Annotated in this window: 17 protein-coding genes; 7 read left to right on the top strand and 10 right to left on the bottom strand. The window is 72.0% G+C overall.

What is annotated here, in order from left to right:
• Nucleotides 1-130: 130 nt before the first annotated feature.
• Together ACFYXC_RS36810 and ACFYXC_RS36805 are read right to left on the bottom strand one after the other, a co-directional pair.
• The gene (locus ACFYXC_RS36810; protein ID WP_389556941.1) at nucleotides 131-1603 is read right to left on the bottom strand and encodes a hypothetical protein; all 1473 of its coding nucleotides are present in this window, start codon (nucleotides 1601-1603) and stop codon (nucleotides 131-133) included.
• A gap of 114 nt (nucleotides 1604-1717) precedes the next feature.
• Nucleotides 1718-2746: an alpha/beta hydrolase family protein gene (locus ACFYXC_RS36805; RefSeq protein ID WP_389556939.1), complete on the bottom strand. Its 1029-nt coding sequence runs from the start codon at nucleotides 2744-2746 to the stop codon at nucleotides 1718-1720.
• Nucleotides 2747-2927: 181 nt separating this feature from the next.
• On the opposite strand from ACFYXC_RS36805, the gene ACFYXC_RS36800 reads away from it, so the two are divergent.
• The 3 genes from ACFYXC_RS36800 (at nucleotide 2928) to ACFYXC_RS36790 (ending at nucleotide 5364) form a co-directional block, all read left to right on the top strand.
• Nucleotides 2928-3743, top strand: a complete 816-nt coding sequence (locus ACFYXC_RS36800; RefSeq protein WP_389556937.1) for an SAM-dependent methyltransferase — start codon at nucleotides 2928-2930, stop codon at nucleotides 3741-3743.
• Between the two features lie 103 nt (nucleotides 3744-3846).
• Nucleotides 3847-4380: a GNAT family N-acetyltransferase gene (locus ACFYXC_RS36795; RefSeq protein ID WP_389556935.1), complete on the top strand. Its 534-nt coding sequence runs from the start codon at nucleotides 3847-3849 to the stop codon at nucleotides 4378-4380.
• A 333-nt stretch (nucleotides 4381-4713) separates the two neighbouring features.
• The gene (locus ACFYXC_RS36790; protein WP_389556934.1) at nucleotides 4714-5364 is read left to right on the top strand and encodes a DUF4360 domain-containing protein; all 651 of its coding nucleotides are present in this window, start codon (nucleotides 4714-4716) and stop codon (nucleotides 5362-5364) included.
• Nucleotides 5365-5428: 64 nt separating this feature from the next.
• On the opposite strand, the gene ACFYXC_RS36785 is transcribed toward ACFYXC_RS36790, so the two are convergent.
• The 5 genes from ACFYXC_RS36785 to ACFYXC_RS36765 all read right to left on the bottom strand — a co-directional run bounded on the left by ACFYXC_RS36785 (nucleotide 5429) and on the right by ACFYXC_RS36765 (nucleotide 12397).
• Nucleotides 5429-6751, bottom strand: coding sequence for an alpha-glucoside ABC transporter substrate-binding protein (locus ACFYXC_RS36785; RefSeq protein WP_389556932.1), 1323 nt, complete (start codon nucleotides 6749-6751; stop codon nucleotides 5429-5431).
• Nucleotides 6748-7974, bottom strand: a complete 1227-nt coding sequence (locus tag ACFYXC_RS36780) for a hypothetical protein (RefSeq protein WP_389556930.1) — start codon at nucleotides 7972-7974, stop codon at nucleotides 6748-6750. The genes ACFYXC_RS36785 and ACFYXC_RS36780 overlap by 4 nt, the downstream gene beginning before the upstream one ends.
• On the bottom strand, nucleotides 7971-10343 hold the full coding sequence (locus ACFYXC_RS36775; protein WP_389556929.1) for a tetratricopeptide repeat protein: 2373 nt from the start codon (nucleotides 10341-10343) through the stop codon (nucleotides 7971-7973). Before ACFYXC_RS36775 ends, ACFYXC_RS36780 begins: the two co-directional genes overlap by 4 nt.
• Nucleotides 10344-10433: 90 nt before the next feature.
• Nucleotides 10434-11933 (bottom strand): metallophosphoesterase family protein, encoded by a 1500-nt coding sequence (locus ACFYXC_RS36770; protein ID WP_389556927.1) that lies wholly within the window; start codon nucleotides 11931-11933, stop codon nucleotides 10434-10436.
• Between the two features lie 44 nt (nucleotides 11934-11977).
• Nucleotides 11978-12397, bottom strand: coding sequence for a RidA family protein (locus ACFYXC_RS36765; RefSeq protein ID WP_388906614.1), 420 nt, complete (start codon nucleotides 12395-12397; stop codon nucleotides 11978-11980).
• Nucleotides 12398-12518: 121 nt separating this feature from the next.
• Here ACFYXC_RS36765 and ACFYXC_RS36760 point away from each other — a divergent pair, with 121 nt between their 5' ends.
• The 4 genes from ACFYXC_RS36760 to ACFYXC_RS36745 are packed head-to-tail and all read left to right on the top strand — an operon-like array spanning nucleotide 12519 to nucleotide 18073.
• Nucleotides 12519-13001, top strand: a complete 483-nt coding sequence (locus ACFYXC_RS36760; RefSeq protein WP_389556926.1) for a cupin domain-containing protein — start codon at nucleotides 12519-12521, stop codon at nucleotides 12999-13001.
• Nucleotides 12998-13924, top strand: coding sequence for an acyl-CoA thioesterase (locus tag ACFYXC_RS36755; protein ID WP_389556925.1), 927 nt, complete (start codon nucleotides 12998-13000; stop codon nucleotides 13922-13924). Before ACFYXC_RS36760 ends, ACFYXC_RS36755 begins: the two co-directional genes overlap by 4 nt.
• A gap of 41 nt (nucleotides 13925-13965) precedes the next feature.
• Entirely contained in the window at nucleotides 13966-15681 is a 1716-nt protein-coding gene (locus tag ACFYXC_RS36750; RefSeq protein ID WP_389556924.1) for an AMP-binding protein, read from the top strand.
• 10 nt (nucleotides 15682-15691) lie between these two features.
• Nucleotides 15692-18073 (top strand): bifunctional salicylyl-CoA 5-hydroxylase/oxidoreductase, encoded by a 2382-nt coding sequence (locus ACFYXC_RS36745; protein ID WP_389556923.1) that lies wholly within the window; start codon nucleotides 15692-15694, stop codon nucleotides 18071-18073.
• 275 nt (nucleotides 18074-18348) lie between these two features.
• Here the strand turns inward: ACFYXC_RS36745 and ACFYXC_RS36740 are convergent, their stop codons facing one another.
• The 3 genes from ACFYXC_RS36740 to ACFYXC_RS36730 all read right to left on the bottom strand — a co-directional run bounded on the left by ACFYXC_RS36740 (nucleotide 18349) and on the right by ACFYXC_RS36730 (nucleotide 23371).
• Nucleotides 18349-18768, bottom strand: a complete 420-nt coding sequence (locus ACFYXC_RS36740) for a PPOX class F420-dependent oxidoreductase (RefSeq protein WP_389556921.1) — start codon at nucleotides 18766-18768, stop codon at nucleotides 18349-18351.
• 437 nt (nucleotides 18769-19205) lie between these two features.
• On the bottom strand, nucleotides 19206-20651 hold the full coding sequence (locus ACFYXC_RS36735) for a glyceraldehyde-3-phosphate dehydrogenase (protein ID WP_389556920.1): 1446 nt from the start codon (nucleotides 20649-20651) through the stop codon (nucleotides 19206-19208).
• A 167-nt stretch (nucleotides 20652-20818) separates the two neighbouring features.
• A complete protein-coding gene (locus ACFYXC_RS36730) occupies nucleotides 20819-23371 on the bottom strand; it encodes a discoidin domain-containing protein (protein WP_389556918.1) in 2553 nt (850 codons plus the stop codon).
• Between the last annotated feature and the right edge of the window lie 382 nt (nucleotides 23372-23753).

Genomic DNA, 23753 nt, shown 5'->3' with positions numbered 1-23753 from the left:
TCCCCGCGCCCCTTCAGGGGCGTGGGGGTGCGGGGGTTCGTCGGGTGCGGGTCGGTTGGGGCTGGGCGCGCCGTTCCTCGCGCCCCTTTAGGGCGGGCAGTTTTTCGTGGCCCCGGCTGGAATGTTCGGGTCAGGGGGTGATGCCTGCGTTGGGGATGTGGCTCCAGGCCGTTTCCTGGGTGGCGGTCATCGCCGGCCAGCGCAGGCCGCCCGGGCGGGGGTTGACCTTGGAGGCGTAGGACGCGGGGCGGAAGTCCGGGGCGTAGAAGCAGCCTGTGCCGTAGGTGGTGTCGAAGGCCGGGCAGGACGCCGCGACCGACTGCGGGGTGGGCTTCCTGCCGGTGCGCACCCACGTGTCGAGCGCGGCGATCGAGGTGGCGTACTCGGCGTCGCTCAGTCCGCTGTGCTCGCTCTCCCGGGTGAAGGTCTGCACGAGGTGCCGGTCCCGGCCGGCGCCCCGCAGGCTGTCCCGGTAGGCCGACTCGTGCTCGACGAACGCCGTCGGATCGTCGATCGCGTGGAGCGTGAGCACGGGAATCGCGACCTTGCCCGTGAGGTCGCTGTCGTACGACAGGTCGCGTACGGCGGTCGGATCGGCGGAGAACCGCTCGACGCCCGCGTTGAGCGCCCGGTCGTCGTGGGACCCGGAGTACCGCACGCCCCGGTTGCCGAACGGATTGCGCCCGCCCAGCCGGTTGTGCACGATGTCGCGGAAGGTGAACGTCGCGAACCGCAGATGCGACTCCAGGGTGCGTTCGGGCACCCCGGTGACGGCGAGGATGTCGTCCAGGTTGCGCTGCTGCAGGGCGGTCCGGTCCTGCGGCGCGGACTCGAACCCCGTGCACTCCTGAAGGCGGGCGCCGAGCCCGGCGGACGTCATGGTCGAGGACGCCCGCAGTCCCTCCCACAGCGGGTACCGGGGCTCGGTGGGACGGGGATGGTTCCGGCAGTAGTACTGGTAGACCACGCGCAGGTCCACCCGGTAGTCGTAGCCGCGCGAACCACCGCCCAGGACCCCGTTGGTGAGCAGGGCGCCGTCGTACGGGCCGTGCTTCCCCGCGCCGTACGTCTCCACGACCTTGGCCGCGACGTCGCCGCCCCAGGACTGGCCGTGCACATAGGTCCGCTTCGGCTCGCCGAACTCCTCGACGAACACCCGGCGCACGCTCTCCGTGTCGGCGGCGCCCATCCGGGTCCCGTACCCGCCGCGGCGGTACGACGAGCCCGCCCAGGCGTAGCCCTCCTCCACCATCACCGACCAGCGCTCCAGGTCACCGGTGCTGCGCTCCGGGTCGGACGCGGCCGTGAGGTCGGGCCCGCCGTGTGCGTGCACGACGAGGGATCCGTTCCAGCTCTCAGGGACGGCCAGCGCGTAGTGGGCGCCGTCGACGTCCTGGCCGGTGTAGCAGGTGGCCTTCCCGACGAGGCCCGCCGGGCACTCCACGGCCGCCGGTCCGCCGGTCGTCGTCGCGGAGGCGGAAGCGGGGCCGGAGAGGGTGCCCAGGACCATCCCTGCGATGCCCGCGGCCACCGCCGCACGGCGGCGCCGCAGGAATCCGGACCCGCCCCGGATCCCCGGTGTACTCGACCTCGTCCTGGCCATGGCGTGTTCTCCTTCTCCTCGGCGGCGCACCGTCGCGCGGGCCGATGCTAAGGAGAGCCGGGACGAAATCCCATGGCTTGATCATTACGTTCATTGAGTTCGTCCGGCGGCGGGTCAGCGCAGATGCCGCTCGAAGAACGCCATCGTCCGGTCCATCGAGGCCGGCCACCGCGGTCCGAACGTGTGCCCCTCACCACGCCACTTCACGAGCTCGACGTCCTTGCCCGCCGCCTCGAACGCGGCGGCGGTCCGCTCCGACCAGGTGAGGGGGCAGGTGTCGTCGGCGGTGCCGTGGTGGATCAGCAGCGGCTCGCTCGCCCGGTCCACGTAGGTGACGGGGGCGACTTCCCGCCAGAACTTCGGGTTCTCCTCCGGGGTGCCGTGCTCGGCGTCGATCCTCGCGACGACCGGGTCGTCCCCGTCACGCTGGAAATGGTCGATGTTCTCGTCCGGCCGCGAACTCACCGGGGCGAAGACCACCGCCGCGTCGACCAGACCGGGCGCCACGACCAGCGTGTTGTAGACGACGCCGCCGCCCATCGACCTCCCCAGCAGGCCGATCCGGTCGCCGTCGATCTCCGGGCGCCCCGACCCGCGCAGCGCCAGCACGGCGCCGATGGTGTCCTCGGTGTAGCCGAGACGCAGGTTCACGTCGTTGTCGGGGTCGTCGTCGGAGCCCGCGTGGTTGCGGTAGTCGGTGTGCAGGACCACATAGCCGTTGCGGGCCAGCAGGTCCTGCTCCCGTGCCAGACCGCGCCCCGAGGTGTAGACGGCGGGGTCGATGTAGCCGTGCGCCAGCACCAGGGCGGGGAAGGGCCCCTTGCCCTCGGGGACGTTCATGATCCCGGAGACGGTCAGCCCGCCGGTCTCGTACGTCACCGCGTACCGGGTGTAGGCGCTCGTACGGGCCAGGACGTCGCCGAGGCGCAGGTCCGAGCCGTGGTGGTCGCGCTCGATCAGGGCGGGGATCGACACGGGGTCGGCCGGCGCCGCGGTGGGCGGAGGAGTCCTGGCGGGTGCGCTGCTCGTGGCCCGGGTCGTGGCCGGTGGTTCCGGGCGGTCGGCGTCGCCGCCCCCGGTGCAGCCGACCGCCGCCACCACCAGCAGACCGGCGGCGGCACAGGTCCAGCTCCGTGACCGCATGGACCCAGTATCCCGCAGTCCGCCGGAATGGACCGTCCCGCGCGGCCGGCGCCGCGACCGGCTCGAATCGTTCGGACCGTGCCTCGGTCTCATCGCTGCCGGGCGGTCGATGGTCCTAAGTTGTGGTCCGGGCCCGGTCGTCGTGCCGGGCCGACGATCGTTTCCCGTATGGAGGTTGCCGGTGACGCAGCACCCGTCCGCCCCGGAGAGAGCGGTGCCGGCGAAGGTCGACTCGACCGTGCCGCACTCGGCCCGCATCTGGAACTACTGGCTCGGCGGCAAGGACAACTACTCCGTCGACCAGGAGGCCGGCGACGCGTTCCGCGAGGTGTTTCCCGGCATCACCGATCTCGCCCGCGGCTCGCGGGCCTTCCTCGGCCGCGCCGTGCGCCACCTGGCCGCGGAGGCCGGGATCCGGCAGTTCCTCGACATCGGCACCGGACTGCCGACGGCCCACAACACCCATGAGATCGCGCAGGGCGTGGCACCCGAGGCCCACGTCGTATACGTCGACAACGACCCCCTGGTCCTGGCCCATGCCCGGGTGCTGCTCACCAGTACTCCCGAAGGGGCGACCGCCTATGTCGACGCCGATCTGCACGACCCCGCGACCGTGCTGCGGGAAGCGTCGAGAACGCTGGACCTCACACAGCCCGTCGCGCTGACACTGATGCAGGTCAGCGGACACATAGCCGACTACGACGAGGCGCGGCGCATCGTCGGGGCCCTGATGGCGGCACTGCCCTCCGGCAGCTACCTCGCGTTCAACGACAGCGTGGACACCAACAAGGCCAACGTGGAGGCCACCCGCCTCTACAACGAGAGCGGTGCGGCCCCGTACCGGCTGCGCAGCCCGCAGCAGCTGGCCGGCTTCTTCGACGGCCTGGAACTGGTCGATCCGGGCGTCGTCCCCCTCGACGACTGGCGTCCCGAACCGGGGGCCGCCCGTCCCTCCGGTGACGTGATCGCCCTGTGCGGAGTCGCCCGCAAACCGTGAGACCCGGGCACCGGCACCGGCTCACCGCCCAGAAGCCCGCTCGTACGCGTCGCGGCCACAGGGTGGATTTCGTGCTGGTGGGTTCTGCCGACAGGATGGGGGGATGAACGACATCCGTACCCCCCGTCTTCTGCTGCGCCGCTGGCAGGACGACGACCTCGTGCCGCTTTCCGAGATCCAGGCCGACCCGACCGTGATGCAGTGGATCGGTGACGGGCGGCCGCGTTCCCTGGAGGAGACCGCCGAGGACATCGAGGCGTGGGAGGAGGAGTGGGACGAGGAGGGGTTCGGGATCTTCGCCGTCGAGCTGCTCGGCTCCGGGGAGCTCGCCGGAGCGGTCGGACTGTATGTCGCCGGCTCGCCGCCCGACCTCGCGGACCGCATCGCGATCAGCTGGCGGCTCGGCAGGGTCTACTGGGGCCAGGGGTACGCGTCGGAGGCCGCCCACGCCGCGCTGGAGTTCGCCCTCCAGGACCGCGGCATCGACCGGGTCGTGGCCGCCGCCCGCCCGGGTGACACCGCGTCCGCGAACGTGCTGGACAAGCTCGGCATGCAGGCGGAGGGCGCCACGCAGGACCCGGTGCACGGGCACGACCTGCGGCTGTACGCGATCGACCTGACGGAGTTCGAGGGCTGACCCGGGGCCTGGTCCGCCCGCCCGCCGGACGTGGCGCGGCGAATGGCCGGAGTTCGACCTGGCCGAACCGGGCGCCGCTGCATACGATGCGATCGCTCCCGGCCTTCACAGCTCCTTCACAGGGGCCGGGTTCCCGTGCACGTGTAGTTGATTGATTGACATGTGCATGACGCATCTCGTTCCATGACCGCTGTTCCCGCACCAGGTCCGCGACGGCTCCTCTCGCACGGCGTGCAGCCCGTGACGCCGTGCACCTGAGAGAGCCGCACCCCCCATTTCGCGGCGGGGCGAGCTGCCCGCCGCCGGAACACCTACGCAACGGATGGGAGCACCATGACTGGTGGGCTGTTTCTGAGTGGCGCGGTCGCCGCTCTGTTCGCCACCGCACTCCCCGCGCACGACCCGTCGACGGGCATCGTCGACCCGCCCCCGGACAAGATCGTCATCAAGGTCGCCACGGTGAACGGCTCCGGCTGTCCCCAGGGCACCGCCGCCGTCGCCGTCTCCCCTGACAACACCGCCTTCACGGTGACGTACAGCGACTACCTCGCCCAGGTCGGAGGCACCTCCGATCCCACCGCGTTCCGCAGGAACTGCCAGCTCAACCTGACCGTCGCCGTGCCGGGAGGCTTCACGTACGCCATCGCCAGCGCCGACTACCGCGGCTTCGCCTCGCTCCAGGCGGGGGCGTCCAGCACCGAGAAGGCGTCGTACTACTTCCAGGGCTCGCCGAACACGGTCGCCATCACCCACCCCTTCAAGGGCCCCTACAACGACAACTGGCAGGCCACGGACTCGACGGAGTGGGCCCAACTGGTCTGGGCACCCTGCGGTGTGCAGCGGAACTTCAACATCAACACCGAGCTGCGGGTCAACGCGGGCACCTCGGCTCCCAGCAGCACCAGCTTCATGACCATGGACTCGACGGACGGTGACATCAGCACCGTCTACCACCTGGCCTGGAAGGAGTGCCCCGGCTCCTGACCCGGATCAGGCTTCTTGGCCGGCTCCTTCGCACCGGAGCCGGCCAGGAACGGTCCGGGCCGGCTCAGCCGCCGGGACCGGCGCAGATGTCCTCGGGCAGCCGAAAGGACCGGCTGTCGTCCGACTCGTCGTCCACCTGGGCCCGGATGGTCTCCAACTGCCGCAGCAGCGAGACGAGATGCTTCTCCGCGGGATCGCGGAAGAACTCCAGCACCGCCCGGTGGAAGGCGTCCCGCAGTTCGGGCGGCATCACGTCCGAGGCGTCGAAGCACAGGGTCCGGGCCGTGGAGTTGAGCAGGGCGTCGATCTCCTGCTCGGTGGCGTTCGCGGGCTCCGTGGGCGGCAGCCCCGTCGCGTTCGGGAAGAGCGGGCGCACCGCGGGGTCCGCCTCGGCCCGCCACCGCTCCCGCCCGGCCGGGCTCGACAGCCGCTCGACCAGTTCCTGCGCCGCCGGGTCGTCACTGAAGACGGCGGCCATGTCACCGGAGACCTCGAACGCGTCGCGGAACTCGGCCCGGCCGTCCAGGAACCGCGCCGACGGCTCCACGCGGATGTCGTCGCCCGCGTACACGTACCGGATGAACGCGCTCTGGTGCTCGTGGGTGCAGTCGAAGCCGGGGGAGTTCAGCAGCCCGCGGGGGCCGGACGGCCCGGCCGTGCCCTCGTACGACGTGGTCAGGGACCGCTCGACGGACCTGTCCGGGCGGCCGGCCAGCAGCCGCGCCCAGGTCGTCCAGGCCCGCACGACGTCCGGGTCGAGCCAGCTGAGCCGGCTCGTGGCCCACTCCTCGTAGCGGGCGGGACCCGCCTGGTGGAGGAGGATGTCCTCGACCCAGTCCGTACCGGGCCAGCCCGAGGTGGCCTGCGAGGCGAGCCCCACGCACCAGGTCGGGTCGTCGCTCGGCACGCCCTCCTTGCTCCACACCAGACTCTTCAGGTCGACCTTCAGCGGTACCCAGTAGGTGCGGCGCCTGCCGTCCACCAGCAGGGTCGGCGCCCAGGGGAGGAAGGCGCGTTCCGTGGTCCGCTCGGCGATCGGCCTGAGGTCGCCGCGGCGGGCGTACTCGGTGAGTTCGCCGATGCTGTTGAGGACCGCCACGTCCGGCGGAGTGTCCGCCTCCAGCTGTGAGACGAGGGTCTCGCGCAGTGAGCGGGTGCCCTCGTAGGTGTACGTCCGGCCGGTCCCGTCGTCGAGCCGCTGGAGCGCCGCCTCGAATGCCTCGCCCTCCGGGCCGGTCCACGGCCCGAGGACGACGAGCGGGTCCGGGTCGTCCGACGTGCAGCCCGGGACCAGCGCGAGCAGGCACGCGGCGAGCAGCACGCGTACGAGACGGGTCGCGCGACCGGCCGGACGACCGGGCCCCGGCCGGCCCGCGCGGCGGGTCATGCGACGGCCCCGGGGCGGGCGACCACGAGGTACTCGCGGCGGTACGCGTGCAGGGCGCCGCCGACGAGCGCGGCACCGGCCAGACCCGCGGGCAGGACGAAGGGGGCGGCCCCGTCCAGGAAGGCGAGCCGCCCGTCCGACAGTGTCGCGTCGATGCGGGACTCCAGGACCTCGACGGACCGTGGATCGGGGCCGTCGAAGGGGCGCTCCTCGGCGATCGTCTCCGTCTCCGGTGAGGTCCGCTCCGCGAGCGAGGTGGCCAGGGGGACGGACGCGGCCTGGGCGTGCTGCGCCAGCACCGCGTCGGCGGTCAGGAACGGCACGGCGAGCAGCGGCAGAGCGGCCGCCGCCAGCGGGATGCTGAGCCGGATCCGGAAGCGGCGGCGCAGGAACAGCACCGTCCGCCACAGGCCCACGGCGAGCAGTACGAGGGCGAGGCCGGCGATCGCCGCGGCGGCGAGGACGCCCCCGCCCCACGCGGCCCGGTCCGCCAGCCGGTCCCGCAACTGACGTTCGAGACCAGCGATCCGGTCGACGATCGAGGTCGCGGCGGAACCGGTCGTCGGCGGACACGGCGGGTAGCGGTCCTGGCGGTCCGCGATGGCCACCGGCGCCGAACAGAGCATGCTGCGCGCGTAGGTGAGCTCCGCGTCCCGCAGGACGGCGTCGTCCGCGTGGCCCTGGGCCCGGCCGATCCACCCCGTGTAGTCGACGACCAGCGCGGACACCACCCGCAGCTCCTGTTCCTCGGCCACGGTCAGCGCCCCGCTGCGGGTGACCTGGTTGAGGCTCTGGGTCGCCCGCGCCACCCGGGTGCGGTAGCGCTCGCTGAGGCCGCCCAGTTCGGCCGCTCCCGCCTCGTCGAGGTTCTCCTCGGCCTCGCCCTGCGCGATGAACAGGGACGCCTTGGCGTGTGCCAGCCCGACCAGGGCGGGAGCCAGCCGGTCCCGCAGCTGCGCCGAGTCGTCGCGCACGTCCGCGTACGCCCAGCCGAAGGCGCCGAACGCCAGCACGGTGAGCAGCGGCAGCGCGACGAGTCGTTCCCGCAGGTACGCGCGGTTGCGGCGGCCCGTGGTCGACGGCCACGCGTAGCGCCAGAACCGGCGGGCCAGTTCGGCGGCGACGGCCACCGCTCCCCGCACCGTGCGGCGCAGACGGGCGGGCGGCGCGCCCCCGCCGTCCGCGCCCCGGGGCGTACCCCCGTGCCGTGCCGCGCCGGTCACTCCTGGGCCGTCCGGCCGCTCTTGCCCTGTGTCTCCTGGGTCCCCCGTGTCCCTCGTCCTTCTTGTCGCCCCTGCGACGGTGTGTGGGCGATCGTCCGCAGCCAGGTCGTCACCCGCTTTCCCAGCCATGGGCTGTCCCGGTGGTGTCGGAAGGTGAGCGGACGGACCGCGTAGGCGCGGTCCAGCAGGATCTCGGCGACGGCCCCGTCCTCGGCGGCGGCGGACCGGGCGGCCTGGTGCGCGAGGGTGAGATAGAGACGCGAGAGCTCCCTGCGCAGCCCCGGCTCGTCGGACGGCAGGCCCAGCCGGGGGTCGGCGCCCGCCGCCAGTCCGGCGAGGCCGCCCGCGCCGATCGCACCCCGGGCGAGGGCACCCCGTACCGCCTCCCACACCTCCGCCGTCATACGGACCCGGGCCTGTTCGTCCGTCAGCCCGTGCGCGTGGAACAGCCGTGCGAGGCGCGCCAGCACCTCGCGGAGCCGGTCGGCCACCTCGTCCGGGCGCTCGGCGGTGCACACGTGCTCGACACCGACGCGTACGGCGGCCGTCCGCGCGGCGGTCCGGTGCCGTGAGTGCTGCGGCACCGCGTCCAGGGCCCGTACGGCGTCGTCCCACACCTGCTCCCCGCCCAGCGCGAGCCGCGCCCGCGCCGCGCCGAACGCCGCGCTGCCCAGCGAGGGGTTGCGCAGCCGCACCGCCTCGTAGAACGTCAGCGCCTCCTGCCAGCGGCCGAGGCGCTCGGCGCAGTAGCCGAGCGCCAGCTTCGGCGCGTACTCGCCGGGGATCGCCGCGAACACCAGGTCGAAGTGGCGCCGGGCCGACGCGACCTGGTCACGTCCGAGCGCGAGCAGCCCGCGGTGCCAGCCGAGCCGCCAGTCGTGGGGCGCGCGCTCGGACCCGATCAGGTCCTTCGCCGACCGCAGTTCACGTTCGGCGGCCTCGGTCCCGCGCCCGGCGCTGCGCAACCGGAGGCGACAGCGCAGCAGATGGACCTCGGGGGAGTCGCGCCAGTCCCCGGTGTGCTGCAGCAGCGCCTCGGGGGCGGCGTCGGCCAGCCTGCTCAGCTCGGCGTGGTGGAGGTCGTACGGATCGGGCCGCGGTACGGGCAGCCGCTGGGCGACCTCGGCGGGTGACGGCGGCGCGTAGGGGGCGGGGGCGTCCGGCGCGGCCCACCGGGTGAGGGGCGGCGCGGAACCGAGGGCGGCGTCGAGCGCGTACGGCGACTGGAAGAACAGCGGTGACGGCTCGAAGGTCTCGACGCCGGTCCGCAGTGACCGCAACTCCCGGAACACGCCCCGCAGTTGCTCCTCCATCTCCCGGGCGGTGGCGAACCGCTCGGCCTGCTCGCCGCGGGTGGCGCGGTGCAGTACCCGGGCGAGGGACACCAGACCGAGTCCGCGGGGCGCGGGCGCCGTCATGGGGGGAACCCCGGGAGCGCCGGAGGTCCCGGGATCCCCGGTGGCCGTGGCGGACCCGCCCGGTGACTCCGGCCCGCTGATCATGTCCAGGCGGCCCAGTTCCGCCAGGTCGTCGGGCGAGCGCCCGAGGCCGCTGAGCCGGCGCAGGGTCTCCCCGAGGCTGTACAGGTCGTCCTGGCCGGTGGATTCACCGTTCGGGCCGACCGTCGGTGCGCGGAAGCCCTCCGTGGTGTGACCGGGCAGCCCGGCCGAGCGGACGCTCCCCACATCGATGATCTTCGTGGAGGTGCCGTCGTGCATCACGTTGTCCGGCTTGAGGTCGCCGTAGACCCGGCCGGGCCGGCCGGCGTGCAGATGTCCGAGCGCGGCCAGGATCCGCACGCCGTAGGCGAGGACGAACTCGTGGAAGCGGCCGCCGCCGAACTCGTCCGGGTTCACCTGGACCCGCGCGCGCACCTCTTCGAGGGTGAGGCCGTCCACGTACTGCAGGACGAGGAAGTCGCCGACCCCGGGATGGTGGCCGTAGTTGAACACGCGGATGATGTCGCCGTGACTGAGGTCGACCATGGCCCGCCGCTCCTGGGCCAGCGCCCCCGCGGAGGCCGCGGCCTGCTGCGGGTGGAGGATCTTGATGGCGACCTCGCGGTTGTCGACCTTGGTGTCGAGCGCGAGGTGGACCTCGCCCATGCCGCCGTAGCCCAGGGGCCGGATCAGCCGGTACTGCCCCGCGAGCAGCCGTCCCGAGGGCAGCGGCAGCCGTTCCGGGTCGCCGCCGTGGGACGCCGCCCGGTCCAGCAGGGTGATCGACGGGAGCAGGACCGGGTCGGGGCTCTCCTCGGGCAGTTCGACGTGCGCGGCCCGCAGGATCGGCGACGCGACGACGAGGGGGCCGAACGACGCGCTGGATTCCCGCACTTCACCGGTCGCCCTGCTGCCCGCTGCCCCCTCCATGCGACCCCAGAATAGACGCGGGGGCCCGGAATGACCCCGTCCCGAGGTCACCGAACTGAGGGACGGCGGATCGGCGGGAGCCGTCCCGTGTCACCGCAGGGGGATGACCACCTCGTCCTCGACGGGGGGATCGAGCTCCTGCGCGAGGTTCCCCGTCGCCGAGAAGCAGCGCAGCCGGACCGACTCGGGGGAGACGTCCAGGCGCAGGAAGCACTTGAAGAACGGCGGACTGTACGTGGCCGAACCCGGCGAGAAGAGCCGGGTGTACGCCTTGCGCACCGGCAGGCGCAGGCGGGACGTGCGGTCGGGGCGGCCGCCGGCCCCCAGCAGGCTCGCGACCAGGCGGGTGCGCAGGGTGACGGGGGTGTCCCGCACCCGGGCGCGGGTCGGTGGCACTCCGAGCCGTTTCGAGACGACGGCGGTCGCCTGGTCCTCGGTGAGGGTGAAGAACCGCCGCATGCGCAACCGGCGCCCGTAGAGCCTGCTGTAGAAGGCCAGCGAGTCACCGCGCAGCGGGTAGCAGCGGAAGTCCTTCTCGGTGACACCGGCGACCGAGACCCGGGGCATGGTGTGGGTGGAGTGCATGAAGGCCCCGCCGCCGCCGGCGACCACGTACTGGATCGTGCGGCCGTCCACCGTCACCGGGTAGCGCTGGTAGTTGTGGATGTCGCCGCCTATCACGGCCACGTAGTGATGGTCCGGATCGCGCACGATCTCGTCGACCGTCCCGCCGCCCTCGATGCGGCAGGGGTGGTGCTCGGCGTCCACGTACAGGGGCGAACCGGTGACGAGGATCTTGGGAGTGTCCGTCCTGGAGACCTCGCGCAGCCACCGGCCCTGCTCGGCGTCCACCGTCCCCAGCAGACCGGTGTCGATGCCTATGATCCGCACCGGACCGGCGTCGATCGCCCAGTACGGGCCGGGCTGGACAGCCTGTTGGGCGGGGGCCGAGCGCAACTGCCGTGCCTCGGCGAACAGTTGCGCGTCGGCTGTGCCCGGTCGGTGCCACAGCAGCGACCGCCACCAGGCGCGCGACAGCCGGCGGGGCGCGGGCGGCGGCGCGAGGGGCGGGGCGTCGCAGAAGACGCGCATGAACCCTTCGAGGTCCTCGTACCAGTCGTGGTTGCCGGGTATCGCGTAGATCGGCGCCTGATAGTCCCGGTACGGGCGGAAGAACTTCGGGCCGTAGTCGTCGGTGCTGCCGACCGGGTAGATCACGTCGCTGGCGAGCACGGTGAACTGCGTGTCCTGACCGACTTTCAGGAAGCCCGGCACGACGGCGTATTGGGGATCGTCGCCCTCGCCGGTGTCCCCGACGACCATGAAGGAGAAGCGGTCCGGAGCGTCGTGCCTGACCACCTTGTCGGGCGGCGCCCCGGCGGCGGTCCGCTGTTCCACCCAGCGGCCGCGGGTCCGGCTCGTCGGATCCCCGAACAGCGAGGCCAGCACGCCGTTGCGGGCCGGCCACAGGGTCCTCGGATCGACCCACGACAGCTGTTCGGTCCGTCGCGGCATCAACTGCTGGTAGGCGCCGCGTTCCGTCGAGCCCCAGCCGGCGCCCGCCGCGGTGTCGCGTGAAGAGTCAGACATCGGTGAACGGTAACAACGCGCTCTCCGCGGAACGGCCTTGGGGCTCACCGTCGCGGCAGGACCAGCCGTTCCTCGGGGACGACGGCCACACCCAGGATCTCGATCATCGCCTCGGGCTGCCACAGGGCGGTGCAGCCGATGCCGGCCATCGCCGGGTAGACGGGCCCGGCGAGTTCCCGCCACACCGCGCCGATCTCCCTGCCGTGCGCCTGGTAGTCGGGGATGTCGGTGAGGTACAGCGTCACGCTGACCAGGTCCCGCGGTTCGCCGCCCACTTCGCGCAGTGTCGTCAGGACGTTGCCGAACGCCTGGCGGAACTGCTCGACGATCCCGCCGGGCACGATCTTCATGTCGGCGTCGAGAGCGGTCTGCCCGCCGAGATGGAGCGTGTTCCCCGCGAGCGTTCCGTGCGAGTAGCCACGGGGCGCCGGCAGAGCGCCCGGGTTCACGGCGATGGGAGTCACGGGGCCTCCGGTTCGACTGGGCACGTGTATTGACAATAAATGACGGTCGTGAAAAAAACGAGATACCACTGACGGGAACCGCACACGGCGCCGCCATCCGGCCGGAACGGAGCCAGCCCCCATGGAGCCCGACCTCAGCAAGTACCGCCTGGAGGGCGACGCCTCGATGTACCGCCTGCCCAGCGGGATCGTCGCCCCCGTGGTCACGCGCGCCGGATCGGAGAGCGGGAACACCGCCGACTCGGGGGGCGCCGTCCGGATCTCGGGCGTCAGCATCCAGCACACACCCGCCACGAAGCTGTGGTTCGGCAAGGTCAGCAACGACCCCGGCTACCGCTCGGTCACCCACCACCACGGCGAGGCCGAGACCGGCGGCTATGTCCTGTCGGGGCGGGCGCGCATCTACTTCGGCGAGGAGTTCGCGGACTACGTCGACATGTCGGAGGGCGACTGGGTCTTCGTCCCGCCGTTCATGCCGCACATCGAGTGCAACCTCTCCCGCACCGAGCCGCTGACGTGGATGACCACCAGGACCCCGGAGAACATCGTCGTCAACATGACCGACGTCCCCGACGCCGACCTGCGCGACTGGCTCGACCGATGACGCCGCGGCCCGGCCCGGCCCCGGGCGGGACACCGCCCACCTCCGCGTACTTCACCGAGGCCGTCACCCTGACCCCCGCCCCGGCCGAGCACTTCGACCTCGCCTTCACCGCCGTCACCCAGCCCTGCCCCTGGCCCAAGGCGTACGGCGGCGACCTGGTGGCCGCGGCCGCCGCCGCGGCGATGCGGTCGGTGACCGACGCCAAGACGCTGCACTCCATGCACAGTTACTTCCTGCGCCCCGCCGACATCGGGGCACCGGTGCGCTACGAGGTGGAGGTACTGCGCGACGGCCGCGGCTACAGCACCCGGCAGGTACGCGGCCACCAGAACGGCAGACCGCTCTACGTGTGCCTGGCCAACTTCGCCGCGGGTGAGCCCGGCGGCACCTTCCACGCCGAGTTCACCGAGGTCGTCCCGGACCCCGAGGACCTCCCCGGCTCGGCGGCGTACCTGCGGGGGCGCGACGGCGGTTCGATGACCGAGGAGTCGAAGGCGTACTGGTCGGCCGGCCGGAGCTTCGACATGCGGCACGTGCCCGGCCCGGTCTACCTGACCGTCGAGGGCAGACGGGCACCGCACCAGGCGGTCTGGGTCCGGCCCTTCGACGCGCTGCGCACCGTCGAAGGGCTGACCGACGCCCAGCGGGACCTCGCCGCGCTGGCGTACGTCTGCGACTACACCATCCTCGAACCCGTTCTGCGGGTCCTCGGTCTGGCCTGGGCCGACCCCGGCCTCGTCACCGCCAGCCTCGACCACGCCATGTGGTTCCACCGCCCGGGGCCCGTCGAGGACTGGCTCCTCTACGTCCAGGAGGCGGTCGCCGCCGACGCGGGCCGCGGCCTCGGCACCGGCCGGTTCTTCACCCGCGACCACCGGCACCTCGCCACCGTCGTCCAGGAGGGCATGATCCGCCCCGCCTGAACCGCCGCCCACCGCCCGCGGCTCCCGGAAGGACACCTCCGTTGACTCTTCCGCCGCCCCTCCCGCCCTCCCGTTCCCCCTCGCACCCTCCCGCGGTCTCGGCGCACCGCGACACCTTCACCCGCGACCACCTGCCGCCCGCGCACCTGTGGCCGACGATCGAGTTCACCACCCCGGAGCTGCGCCACCCCGAGCGGCTCAACGCCGCCACCGAGCTCATCGACCGCCCCGCGGCGGCGTACGGGGCCGGCCGGCCCGCGCTGCGCACGCCGGCCGGCGAGACGTGGACCTACGGGGACCTGCGGAGGCGGAGCAACCAGGTCGCCCAGGTGCTCACCGAGGACCTGGGCCTGGTCCCGGGGCAGCGGGTGATGCTGCGCTCACCCAACACGCCCTGGACGGTGGCGAGCTGGCTGGGCGTGCTGAAGGCCGGGGGAGTCGTCGTCACCGTCATGGCCGCGCTGCGCGCCGGCGAGATCGCACCGGTCGCCGAACGCACCCTGCCCGCCCTCGCCCTGGTCGACCACCGGTGCGCCGAGGACGTCCACACCGTACGGGACACCGTCCTGCCGTCGCTGAAGGTCGTCGAGTCCGGCGGCACCGGACCGGGCGACCTGGTGGCCCGCGCCACGGCGAAGTCCGGCGAGTTCACCGCCGTGGACACCGCGGGCGACGACGTGGCCCTCCTGGCCCCGACGTCGGGCAGTACCGGCGCACCCAAGATCACCATGCACTTCCACCGGGACATCCTGTCCATCGACGACACCTTCGGACGCCATGTGCTGCGCCTGCGCCCGGACGACCTGGTCGCCTGCAGCGCGCCCTTCGCCTTCACCTTCGGCCTCGGCATGCTCGTCGTCTTCCCGCTGCGGGCCGGGGCCTGCGCACTTCTCACCGAGGCCGCGACCCCGCCGGCGATGGCGGACCTCGTCGAGCGGCAGGGCGTCACCGTGCTCGCCACGGCGCCCACGGCCTACAAGGCGATCCTGCGGGAAGGGTGCGAACAGCGGCTCGCCGGACTGCGCGTGGGGGTCTCGGCCGGCGAACACATACCCGTCGGCACCTGGCAGCAGCTGCGGGACAGGATCGGGCTGAGGGTCGTCGACGGGATCGGCGCCACCGAACTGCTGCACATCTTCATCTCCGCGGCCGGTGACGACATCCGGCCCGGCGCCACCGGGAAGCCGGTGCCGGGCTTCCGCGCCACCGTCCTCGGCCCCGACGGCACGGAACTCGGCCCGGGCGAGCCGGGCAGGCTGGGCGTCATCGGCCCCGTCGGCTGCCGCTACCTCGACGACGAGCGGCAGCAGGACTACGTCGTGGGCGGCTGGAACGTCACCGGCGACGTCTTCCACCGCGACGAGGACGGCTACTTCCACTACCACGCCCGGGGCGACAACATGATCGTCTCCTCGGGCTACAACATCGGCGGACCCGAGGTCGAGGCAGCCATCGACACCCACCCCGACGTCCTGGAGTGCGCCGTCGTCGGCCGCGGCGACGCCGAACGCGGCGAGGTCGTCTGCGCCTTCGTCGTCCTGCGGGACGGGGTGACCGGCGACGCCGCCAAGGCCAGGGAGATACAGGACCACGTCAAGCAGGTCATCGCACCCTACAAGTACCCGCGCGACGTGCGGTTCCGCGACTCCCTGCCACGCAACGCCAGCGGCAAACTGCAGCGCTTCGCGCTCCGCGCGGCCGCCGGGAACACCGTCATGGAGGACGAGCAGGCCGCCACGCCCGCCGTCGAGCACTGAGAGGAACCCCGTGAAGATCGCGATCGTCGGCGGCGGCCCCGGCGGCCTCTACCTCGCCGCCCTCCTGAAGCAGCTCGACCCGGCCCACGAGATCACCGTGTGGGAACGCGACGCCCCCGACGACACCTTCGGCTTCGGCGTGGTGTTCTCCGACGAGACGCTCGGCGGCATCGAGAACGCGGACGGCGAGTTCGCCGAGGCCATGGCGCGCCGCTTCGCCCGCTGGACCGACATCGACATCCACTACCGGGGGCGGACCCACACCGTCGGCGGCCAGGGCTTCGCCGCGATGGGCCGCAGGGAACTGCTCCGACTGCTGCAACGCCGCTGCCACGGCCTCGGAGTGACGGTCCACTTCTCCACGCCCGCCCCCGGCACCGACACCCTGCGTGCCTCGTACGACCTCGTGGTGGGGGCGGACGGCGTCAACTCCGGGGTGCGGGCAACCCACGCGGACGTCTTCCGTCCCACGCTGGACCGACGGCACAACAAGTACATGTGGCTGGGCACGGACCGGGTCTTCGAGGCGTTCCAGTTCTTCGTCAGGCAGACGCGGTGGGGCACCATGCAGGTGCACGGCTACCCCTACTCCGCGACCGGCTCCACCTTCATCGTCGAGATGCACGAGGACGTCTGGCGCCGGGCCGGCTTCGACGCCACCGAGGGCACCGACTTCCCGCCGGGCACCTCCGACGAGCGGGCCGTGCAGCGGATCCGCGCTCTCTTCGCCGAGGAACTCGCGGGGCACCGGGTGTTCGCCAACAACTCCAAGTGGCTCGGCTTCACGACCGTACGCAACGAGCGCTGGCACCACGGCAACCTCGTCCTCGTCGGCGATGCCGCGCACACCGCGCACTTCTCGATCGGATCGGGCACCAAACTGGCGATGGAGGACTCCCTCGCCCTCGCCGCCTGTCTGCACGAACACCCGTCCGTCGAGGACGCGTTGAGCGCCTACGAGGCGGAGAGGCGCCCCGTGGTCGAGTCCACGCAGCGGGCCGCCCAGGCGTCGCTCGAATGGTTCGAGAACATCGGCATGTACGCCCACCAGGAGCCGACCCAGTTCTGCTTCAACCTGCTCACCCGGTCCCGCCGCATCACGTACGACAACCTCCGCACCCGTGACCAGGAGTTCGCCGACCGGGTCGACGCGGCCTTCGCGGCAGCCCAGGGGCTGCCCGGGGTCGCACCGGCGATGTTCCAGCCGTTCCGGCTCGGGGAGCTGGAGCTGAAGAACCGCGTCGTCGTCTCCCCGATGGACATGTACTCGGCCGTCGACGGCGTACCCGGCGACTTCCACCTCGTCCATCTCGGCTCGAAGGCCATGGGGGGCGCCGGACTGGTGATGACGGAGATGGTCTGCGTCTCGCCCGAGGGCCGCATCACACCCGGCTGCACGGGACTGTGGACCGACGGGCAGCGCGACGCGTGGCAGCGGATCGTGTCCTTCGTCCATGAGCGCAGCGGCGCCCGCATCGGCCTCCAGCTCGGCCACTCCGGCCGCAAGGGCTCCACCCGGCTGATGTGGGAGGGCATGGACGAACCGCTGCCGGACGGCAACTGGGGGACCGTCGGCCCCTCGCCGCTGCCCTACGGGCCCGGGTCCGCCGTCCCGCGCGAGCTGGACCGGGCCGGCCTGGACGGGCTGGTCGCGGACTTCGTCGCCGCCGCCCGCCGTGGCGCCGAGGCCGGTTTCGACCTGCTCGAACTCCACTGCGCGCACGGCTACCTGCTGTCCTCGTTCCTCTCACCGGCGGCGAACCACCGCACCGACGAGTACGGCGGTCCGCTGGGCAACCGGCTGCGGTTCCCGCTGGAGGTCTTCGACGCCGTCCGCGCCGTCTGGCCGGCCGGGCGGCCGGTGATCGTGCGGATCTCCGCGACCGACTGGGTCCCGGACGGCAACACCGAGCACGACGCCGTGGAGATCGCCCGCGCCTTTATCGCCCACGGGGCCGACGCCATCGACGTCTCCTCCGGGCAGGTCACCAGGGACGAGCGACCCGCGTACGGCCGCTCCTACCAGACGCCGTTCGCGGACCGGATCCGCCACGAGGCCGCCGCGGCCACCGGCACGGCCGTCATCGCGGTCGGGGCCATCGCGTCGTACGACGACGTGAACTCGATCCTGCTGGCGGGCCGCGCCGACCTGTGCGCCCTGGGCCGCGCCCATCTCCACGATCCGCACTGGACCCTGCACGCGGCGGCCGAGCAGGAGTACCGGGACGCCGCGGAGCAGTGGCCGCTCCCGTACCGGGCGGGCGCCCGCAGGCCGCCGAGCGCGCGCACGGATGCCGTGCGGCCGCGGCTCTCCCTGCTGCGGGCCGAGGAGCCCGGGCAGACCGTCCACCTGCGCTGGATCCCGCCGCGGGAGCGGGCGACCGTCTCCTGAGCGGGGGGTCGGGCGCCGTGCGTTCCGCGCGGCGGACCCGTCCGGGGTGTCCGGGGCGCGTCGCCCCGTCCGGGGTGTCCGGGGCGCGTCCGAACGGTGACGGGCGGCCGTGGCCGGGCGCGCAGTTCCCCGCGCCCCCAGGGACGCCGGGGCCGGACCGGTGGCGCAGTTCCCCGCGTCCTTGCGGGACGTCGGGGCCGGACCCGTGGTATTCAGCGGGCCCGGGACACCTCCGGGGTGGCGGCGCGCGGGGAGGTGACGCGCGGCGTCGTGTCTCAGCCGGACTGGCTGTTGTCCTTCAGCGCGCCCCAGCCGTGCCACCGCTCGATGTCGATCCAGGCGCTGACCCGGGGGCGCTCCCGGTTCGGGTAGGGCTCGCCGGTGTAGTGCCGGGAGATGCGGTCGATGTCGGCCAGGTTCTCGTCGTCCGCCATGTCGGTGGCCTGGCCCAGGAGGGTGACATGGGTGTACCAGTCCTCACCGTCGAGCACGGTGAGGGTCACCCGCGGGTCGCGGCGCAGGTGCTTCAGCCGGACGCGGCCCACGTCCATGCTGATCAGTACCCGGTCGTCCTCCCACAGGTACCAGGTGGGCGTGGACACGGGCGCGCCGTCCGAGCGCACGGTCGCGATGACCGCCGCGTTCGGGCGTTTCAGCAGTTCGACGGCCTCGGGCGGAAGCGGCGGCTTGGACATGTGGGCTCCTCGGTGTCGGCGGGCATGGTCGGCGGGGACGCGGCCCCGGGCGTCGTCGGCGGGTGTCCGTATCCCGGCGGTCCATGCGGCCGGGGCGGATCGTGATCGTCGGGCTCCCGCGAAGGCATCCTCGCGCCCCGGGTTTGCGGCCGCCACTCGAAGTCCGGGTCCGCCGAGCACGCCGTCCCGGACCGGAAGTCCGGGACGGCGGACGGATCAGGGCAGGTGCAGGGGAGTTCCGGCCCTGTGGTCCCCGAGCCAGACGATCCGTTCGGTCTCGCCGTAGACCCCGTTCGTCCCCGTCCATACCCAGCAATGTCCACCACGTTCCGATCCCTTACCGGGCTCCGCCGAGACCTGGCACCGGCCCCGGGCACCACGAAGGACGCGCACCCCGGCAGCCGGGGCGCGCGTCCTTCGTGGTGGTGCCGCTCCGCTCAGGCAGCGGGCGCCGGGTATGTCGGGTACTCGACCCCGGTCACGTGCTGGACGACCCGGACGACCTGGCAGGAGTAGCCGAACTCGTTGTCGTACCAGAGGTAGAGGATCGCGTTGTCGCCGTCGACCTTGGTGGCCCCGGCGTCGACGATCGAGGCGTGGCGCGAACCGATGAAGTCGCTGGAGACCGCGTCGGGAGCGGTGGTGAAGTCGATCTGCCGCTTCAGCGGGGACGTCAGCGACACCTCGCGCAGATGGTCCAGGACCTCCTCGCGGGTGGTCTCGCGCCCGAGCCGCAGACTGAGGATCGCGATGGACACGTCCGGTACCGGGACGCGGATCGAGCTGCCGGTGATGGGCGCCTCCAGGTCGGGCAGCGCCTTGGCCACGGCGGAGGCCGCGCCCGTCTCGGTGATCACCATGTTGAGCGGCGCCGAACGACCGCGACGGTCCGCCTTGTGGTAATTGTCCAGCAGGTTCTGGTCGTTGGTGAACGAGTGGACGGTCTCCACGTGCCCGCGCAGGACGCCGTACTCGTCCGCCATCGCCTTCAGCGGCGGGACGATCGCGTTCGTGGTGCAGGACGCGCAGGACAGGATCCGCTCGTCCGGTTTGATCGTGTCGTGGTTGACGCCGTGCACGATGTTGGGGACGTCGGCCTTGCCCGGCGCGGTCAGCACGACCTTGTCGATGCCGGGCCGCAGGTGCTGCGACAGGCCCGCGCGGTCGCGCCACCGTCCCGTGTTGTCGATCAGGACGGCGTCCTTGATGCCGTACGCCGTGTAGTCGACCTCCGACGGGTCGTCCGCGTAGATCACCTTGATCACGTTGCCGTTGGCGACGATCGTGCTGTTCGCCTCGTCGACGGTGATCGTGCCCTGGAACTGGCCGTGGATGGAGTCGCGGCGCAGCAGCGAGGCCCGCTTGACGATGTCCTGTTCACCGCCCTGTCGGACGACGACGGCGCGCAGGCGCAGTCCGTTCCCGGAGCCCGCCTTCTCGATGAGCAGGCGGGCGACGAGGCGGCCGATGCGGCCGAAGCCGTACAGGACGACGTCGCGTCCCTCGCGCCTCTCGGCCCGGCCGGCGCCGGTGGCGCCGGCGACGGCCTCGGCGGTGAAGTCCTCGACCGAGAGGCCGCGGTCGTCGGCGCGGTGGGTGGCGGCGAGCATCCCGATGTCGATCTGGGCGGGGCCGAGGTCGAGCGTGGTCAGAGCCCGCAGGTAGGGCAGGGTCTCGGTGACCGAGAGTTCCGCGCCGGCGATCTGCCGGGCGAACCGGTGGGTCTTGAGGATGCTGACCACCGACTTGTTCACCAAGGAGCGGCTGTGCAGCAGGACCGTGACGTCCCGCTCGCGGTGCAGCTTCCCGATGATCGGGATCATCGACTCCGCGATCTCCTCGCGGTTCTTCCAGTTGGTGAACGAGTCGTCGTTGACAGTCACAGGTTTATCTTTCGAGCTAGGCGGTGCTCAGATGATAAACCGTGGCTGATCTCCCCTTTCACCCGGCCCGGCACACGTGCCTGTGGCCCGCCGGGAGGGCGGGCCACAGGTGCTGCTCAGCGGTTCAACCGGTTGTCCATCCGGTCAGTGACCGGCAGGACGGACGGTCACGGGAAGCTCGTGATCTTCGAGGGGATGGTGTCCGATCCCGAGGTGGGCGCGCCCGTGTTGTTGACGACGTGCGCGTACTGCCCCTTTCCGCCGAGGGAGACGACCTGGATGCTGTGCAGCTTGACGCCCGACTTGACCGGCACCTGGAAGCCGTGGTGCTGGACGATCGTCGAGTCGGTGGTGAAGTTGCAGTAACTGCCCAGGCCCCAGGCTTCATGGGTGTTGACGCTGTCGGCGACCTTGTAGGCGGCGTACCCGACGATGCCGTCGTGGGTGACGGCGGCGGCGTTGGGCACGTCGTACGCCTTCTCGTTCTGGAAGAAGATCGTCCGGCCGCGTTCGCCGCTCCACACCACGTCGTACTTGTTGAAGTGTTCGACGAACAGGCCCGTGGCGAGGACGTCGTCGCCGTTCACCTCCAGTCCGTAGTCGGCGCGGTTGGTCTCCCAGCCGACGCCTTCGCCGTGGTCGGCCCGCCAGATCCAGGTGTGGTCGACGATGACGTCGTCGCTGTTGACGACCATCGAGTGGGTGGCCAGGCCGGGACCGGCCCCGCCGATCCGGATGAACACGTCCTGCACGGTGGTCGGGTTGGCGGCGTGGTCCGCCGAGGAGCCGGGTGCCCCGACCTGGAGCAGGGTGTCGGACTTGGCGGCACCGGCGTCGATGAGGAAGCCGGCCAGCTTGACGCCGTCCACATCACCCACGTGCATGGCGTCCACGCCGTTGTCGGGAATGATCGTGGCGAGACCCAGCCCGAGGACGACGGTGTTGGCGCGGTTCACGTTGATCGTCTGGTCGAGGTGGTAGACCCCGGGTGTGAACAGGAGGTTGAGGCCCTGCGCCAGCGCGGCGTTGATGGTCGCGGCGGTCGCGCCGGGCTTGACGACGTAGAACTGGCTCAGCGGGAGCGAGGTGCCGCCGGCGTTGGCGGGCCAGGACACGTTACGGCTGTTGGTGCGCTTGCCGGGCACGAACACCTTGTAGTCGTTGCCGTCCAGGTAGAGGAACGGCTTCTCCCGGCTGATCGGCGTGGTGTCCAGCGTGGTGTACGGGCCGGTGTCGAAGTTCGTCGCCGGGGCGCCCTGCACACCGGAGAACGTCATGTTCCACACGCCGTTGGTCCAGCCGCCGACCGAGCTGTCCCGGGTGTACCACTGCTGCTGCGAGTACGGACCGACCGTGCCGTCGATCTTCGAGTCGGCGATGTAGCCGCCGGAGGCCCAGCCGTAGCCCGCGGGCGCGAGGTTGAGACCGCCCTCGACATGGATACGGCGGAACGGAGCGGCCTGCGCGACCGCCCAGCGGTTCGTCCCGTTGACGGGCTTGATCGCCAGGTTCTCCGCCGAACGCCAGAAGTTCTGCGTCGCGTTGCCGTTGAACCAGCCGGCGTCGACGGTGATGTCACCGTTGATCTTCACGTCGTCGGGGTTGAGACCGAGTCCGGAGATCGAGGTGTAGAAGCCCAGCTGGGCGTTGATCCCGTTGTACGTGCCCGGCTTCATCAGGAACTGGTAGCGGCCCGAGCCGAACTGCGCGGACTCCTGCTGAGCGAAGACCTGGTCGAACTTCCCCTGCAGGTTCGGGGTGTTCGGGTCCACGACGATGACGTTGGGACCGAGGTCGCCGCCGCCCTCGACGGGAGGATTGCTGCCACCGGTGCCGGTGTGCACGGCGACCTCCCACAGGGAGTAGCCGTAGGCGGTGGCGCGGGCGGTCCCGTGGACGCGTACGTAGCGGCCGGAACCGCTGACGTCGTAGGACGCCGTGCCGCCGGTGCCGTTCGTGACGGACTTCAGGGTCGTCCAGTCCTGGCCGTTGCCGGACGCCTGGATGGTGAAGTCCTTGCCGTGGGCGGCCTCCCAGTTGAGGTCGACCTTGCAGATGTCCTGGACCGAGCCGAGGTCCACGCGTACCCACTGGGGGTCGGACGCCTGGCTGGACCAGCGGGTGCCCGTGTCGCCGTCGAAGGCGCTCGCGGCGGGCGTGCCGGCGTTCTCCGTGGAGGAGGCGGTGGCCGGTTTGCCCCGGGCCGCGTTGGCGGTCGAGCAGTCACCGGCCGGGGGGTTGCTCGTACCGGAGGTGCCGAAGACCTGGAACTCCCAGAGGGAGTAGCCGTATTCGGTGGCGCGGGTGACGCCCTGCAAACGGACGTAACGGCCCTGGCCCGAGATGTCGAGCGTGTCGGTGCCGCCGTCGCCGCCGGTGACGGACCTGACGTCGGTCCAGGAGCTGCCGTTGTCGGACACCTGGATCTTGTACGCCTTGCCGTAGGCCGCCTCCCAGTTGAGGACGACCCTGCTGAGGGTGGCGGAGGTCCCCAGGTCGACCTGGAGCCACTGGGCGTCGGTACGCCCCGAGGACCACCGGGTCGCGCTGTCGCCGTCGACGGCGCCGGCGGCGGAGGTCGCGGCGTTCTCGTCGGAGGAGGACGTGGCGGTTCTGCCTTGCGAGAGCGGTGCCTCGGCCGCGGCGGCCGGCAGGTGGGAGGGGAGGGTCACGAGCGCCGCCGCTGTGGCGAGCGCGATCCCCAGGGATCTGAGTCTCATACGTTGACTCCGTGCGGGTGTGGAGGGGGGATGGGGCTGTGCGAGCGCGCGGTACAGGGACCCCGCGGTGCAGCCCGAGAGGTCTGTGAAAACCCGGAACCCTTGCGTCGACGCTTAGTTCAGGTGTTGATTTAAGTAATGAATCAACTGCTCGGCAACCCGTCGGACACGACTTCTTCAGTCGAACCGAAGCGGACCGGGCCGTGGAGGCCGTCGCCGCACTCGCGTGTACGGCGGGACGGCCTCCACGGCCCGGTCCGGTCGCGCAGGGAGGTGGGGGGGCCCCCCGGGGCCCCCCGGGGCGGCCCCCCCCCCCGGGGGGGGGGGGGGGGGGCAAACCCCCCCCCCCGGGGCGCCCCCCGCCCCCCCCCCGGGGGGCGCC

Source organism: Streptomyces sp. NPDC002701 (genome assembly GCF_042889045.1).
Lineage (GTDB): Bacteria > Actinomycetota > Actinomycetes > Streptomycetales > Streptomycetaceae > Streptomyces.
The sequence above is the reverse complement of the archived record's forward strand: the minus strand, read 5'-3'. Positions and strand labels throughout refer to the sequence as shown.

Coding starts and splice junctions, on each gene's coding strand:
- ACFYXC_RS36810 (WP_389556941.1), bottom strand. CDS start 1,603: ATGGCCAGGACGAGGTCGAGTACACCGGGGATCCGGGGCGGGTCCGGA.
- ACFYXC_RS36805 (WP_389556939.1), bottom strand. CDS start 2,746: ATGCGGTCACGGAGCTGGACCTGTGCCGCCGCCGGTCTGCTGGTGGTG.
- ACFYXC_RS36795 (WP_389556935.1), top strand. CDS start 3,847: ATGAACGACATCCGTACCCCCCGTCTTCTGCTGCGCCGCTGGCAGGAC.
- ACFYXC_RS36790 (WP_389556934.1), top strand. CDS start 4,714: ATGACTGGTGGGCTGTTTCTGAGTGGCGCGGTCGCCGCTCTGTTCGCC.
- ACFYXC_RS36785 (WP_389556932.1), bottom strand. CDS start 6,751: ATGACCCGCCGCGCGGGCCGGCCGGGGCCCGGTCGTCCGGCCGGTCGC.
- ACFYXC_RS36775 (WP_389556929.1), bottom strand. CDS start 10,343: ATGGAGGGGGCAGCGGGCAGCAGGGCGACCGGTGAAGTGCGGGAATCC.
- ACFYXC_RS36770 (WP_389556927.1), bottom strand. CDS start 11,933: ATGTCTGACTCTTCACGCGACACCGCGGCGGGCGCCGGCTGGGGCTCG.
- ACFYXC_RS36760 (WP_389556926.1), top strand. CDS start 12,519: ATGGAGCCCGACCTCAGCAAGTACCGCCTGGAGGGCGACGCCTCGATG.
- ACFYXC_RS36755 (WP_389556925.1), top strand. CDS start 12,998: ATGACGCCGCGGCCCGGCCCGGCCCCGGGCGGGACACCGCCCACCTCC.
- ACFYXC_RS36740 (WP_389556921.1), bottom strand. CDS start 18,768: ATGTCCAAGCCGCCGCTTCCGCCCGAGGCCGTCGAACTGCTGAAACGC.
- ACFYXC_RS36730 (WP_389556918.1), bottom strand. CDS start 23,371: ATGAGACTCAGATCCCTGGGGATCGCGCTCGCCACAGCGGCGGCGCTC.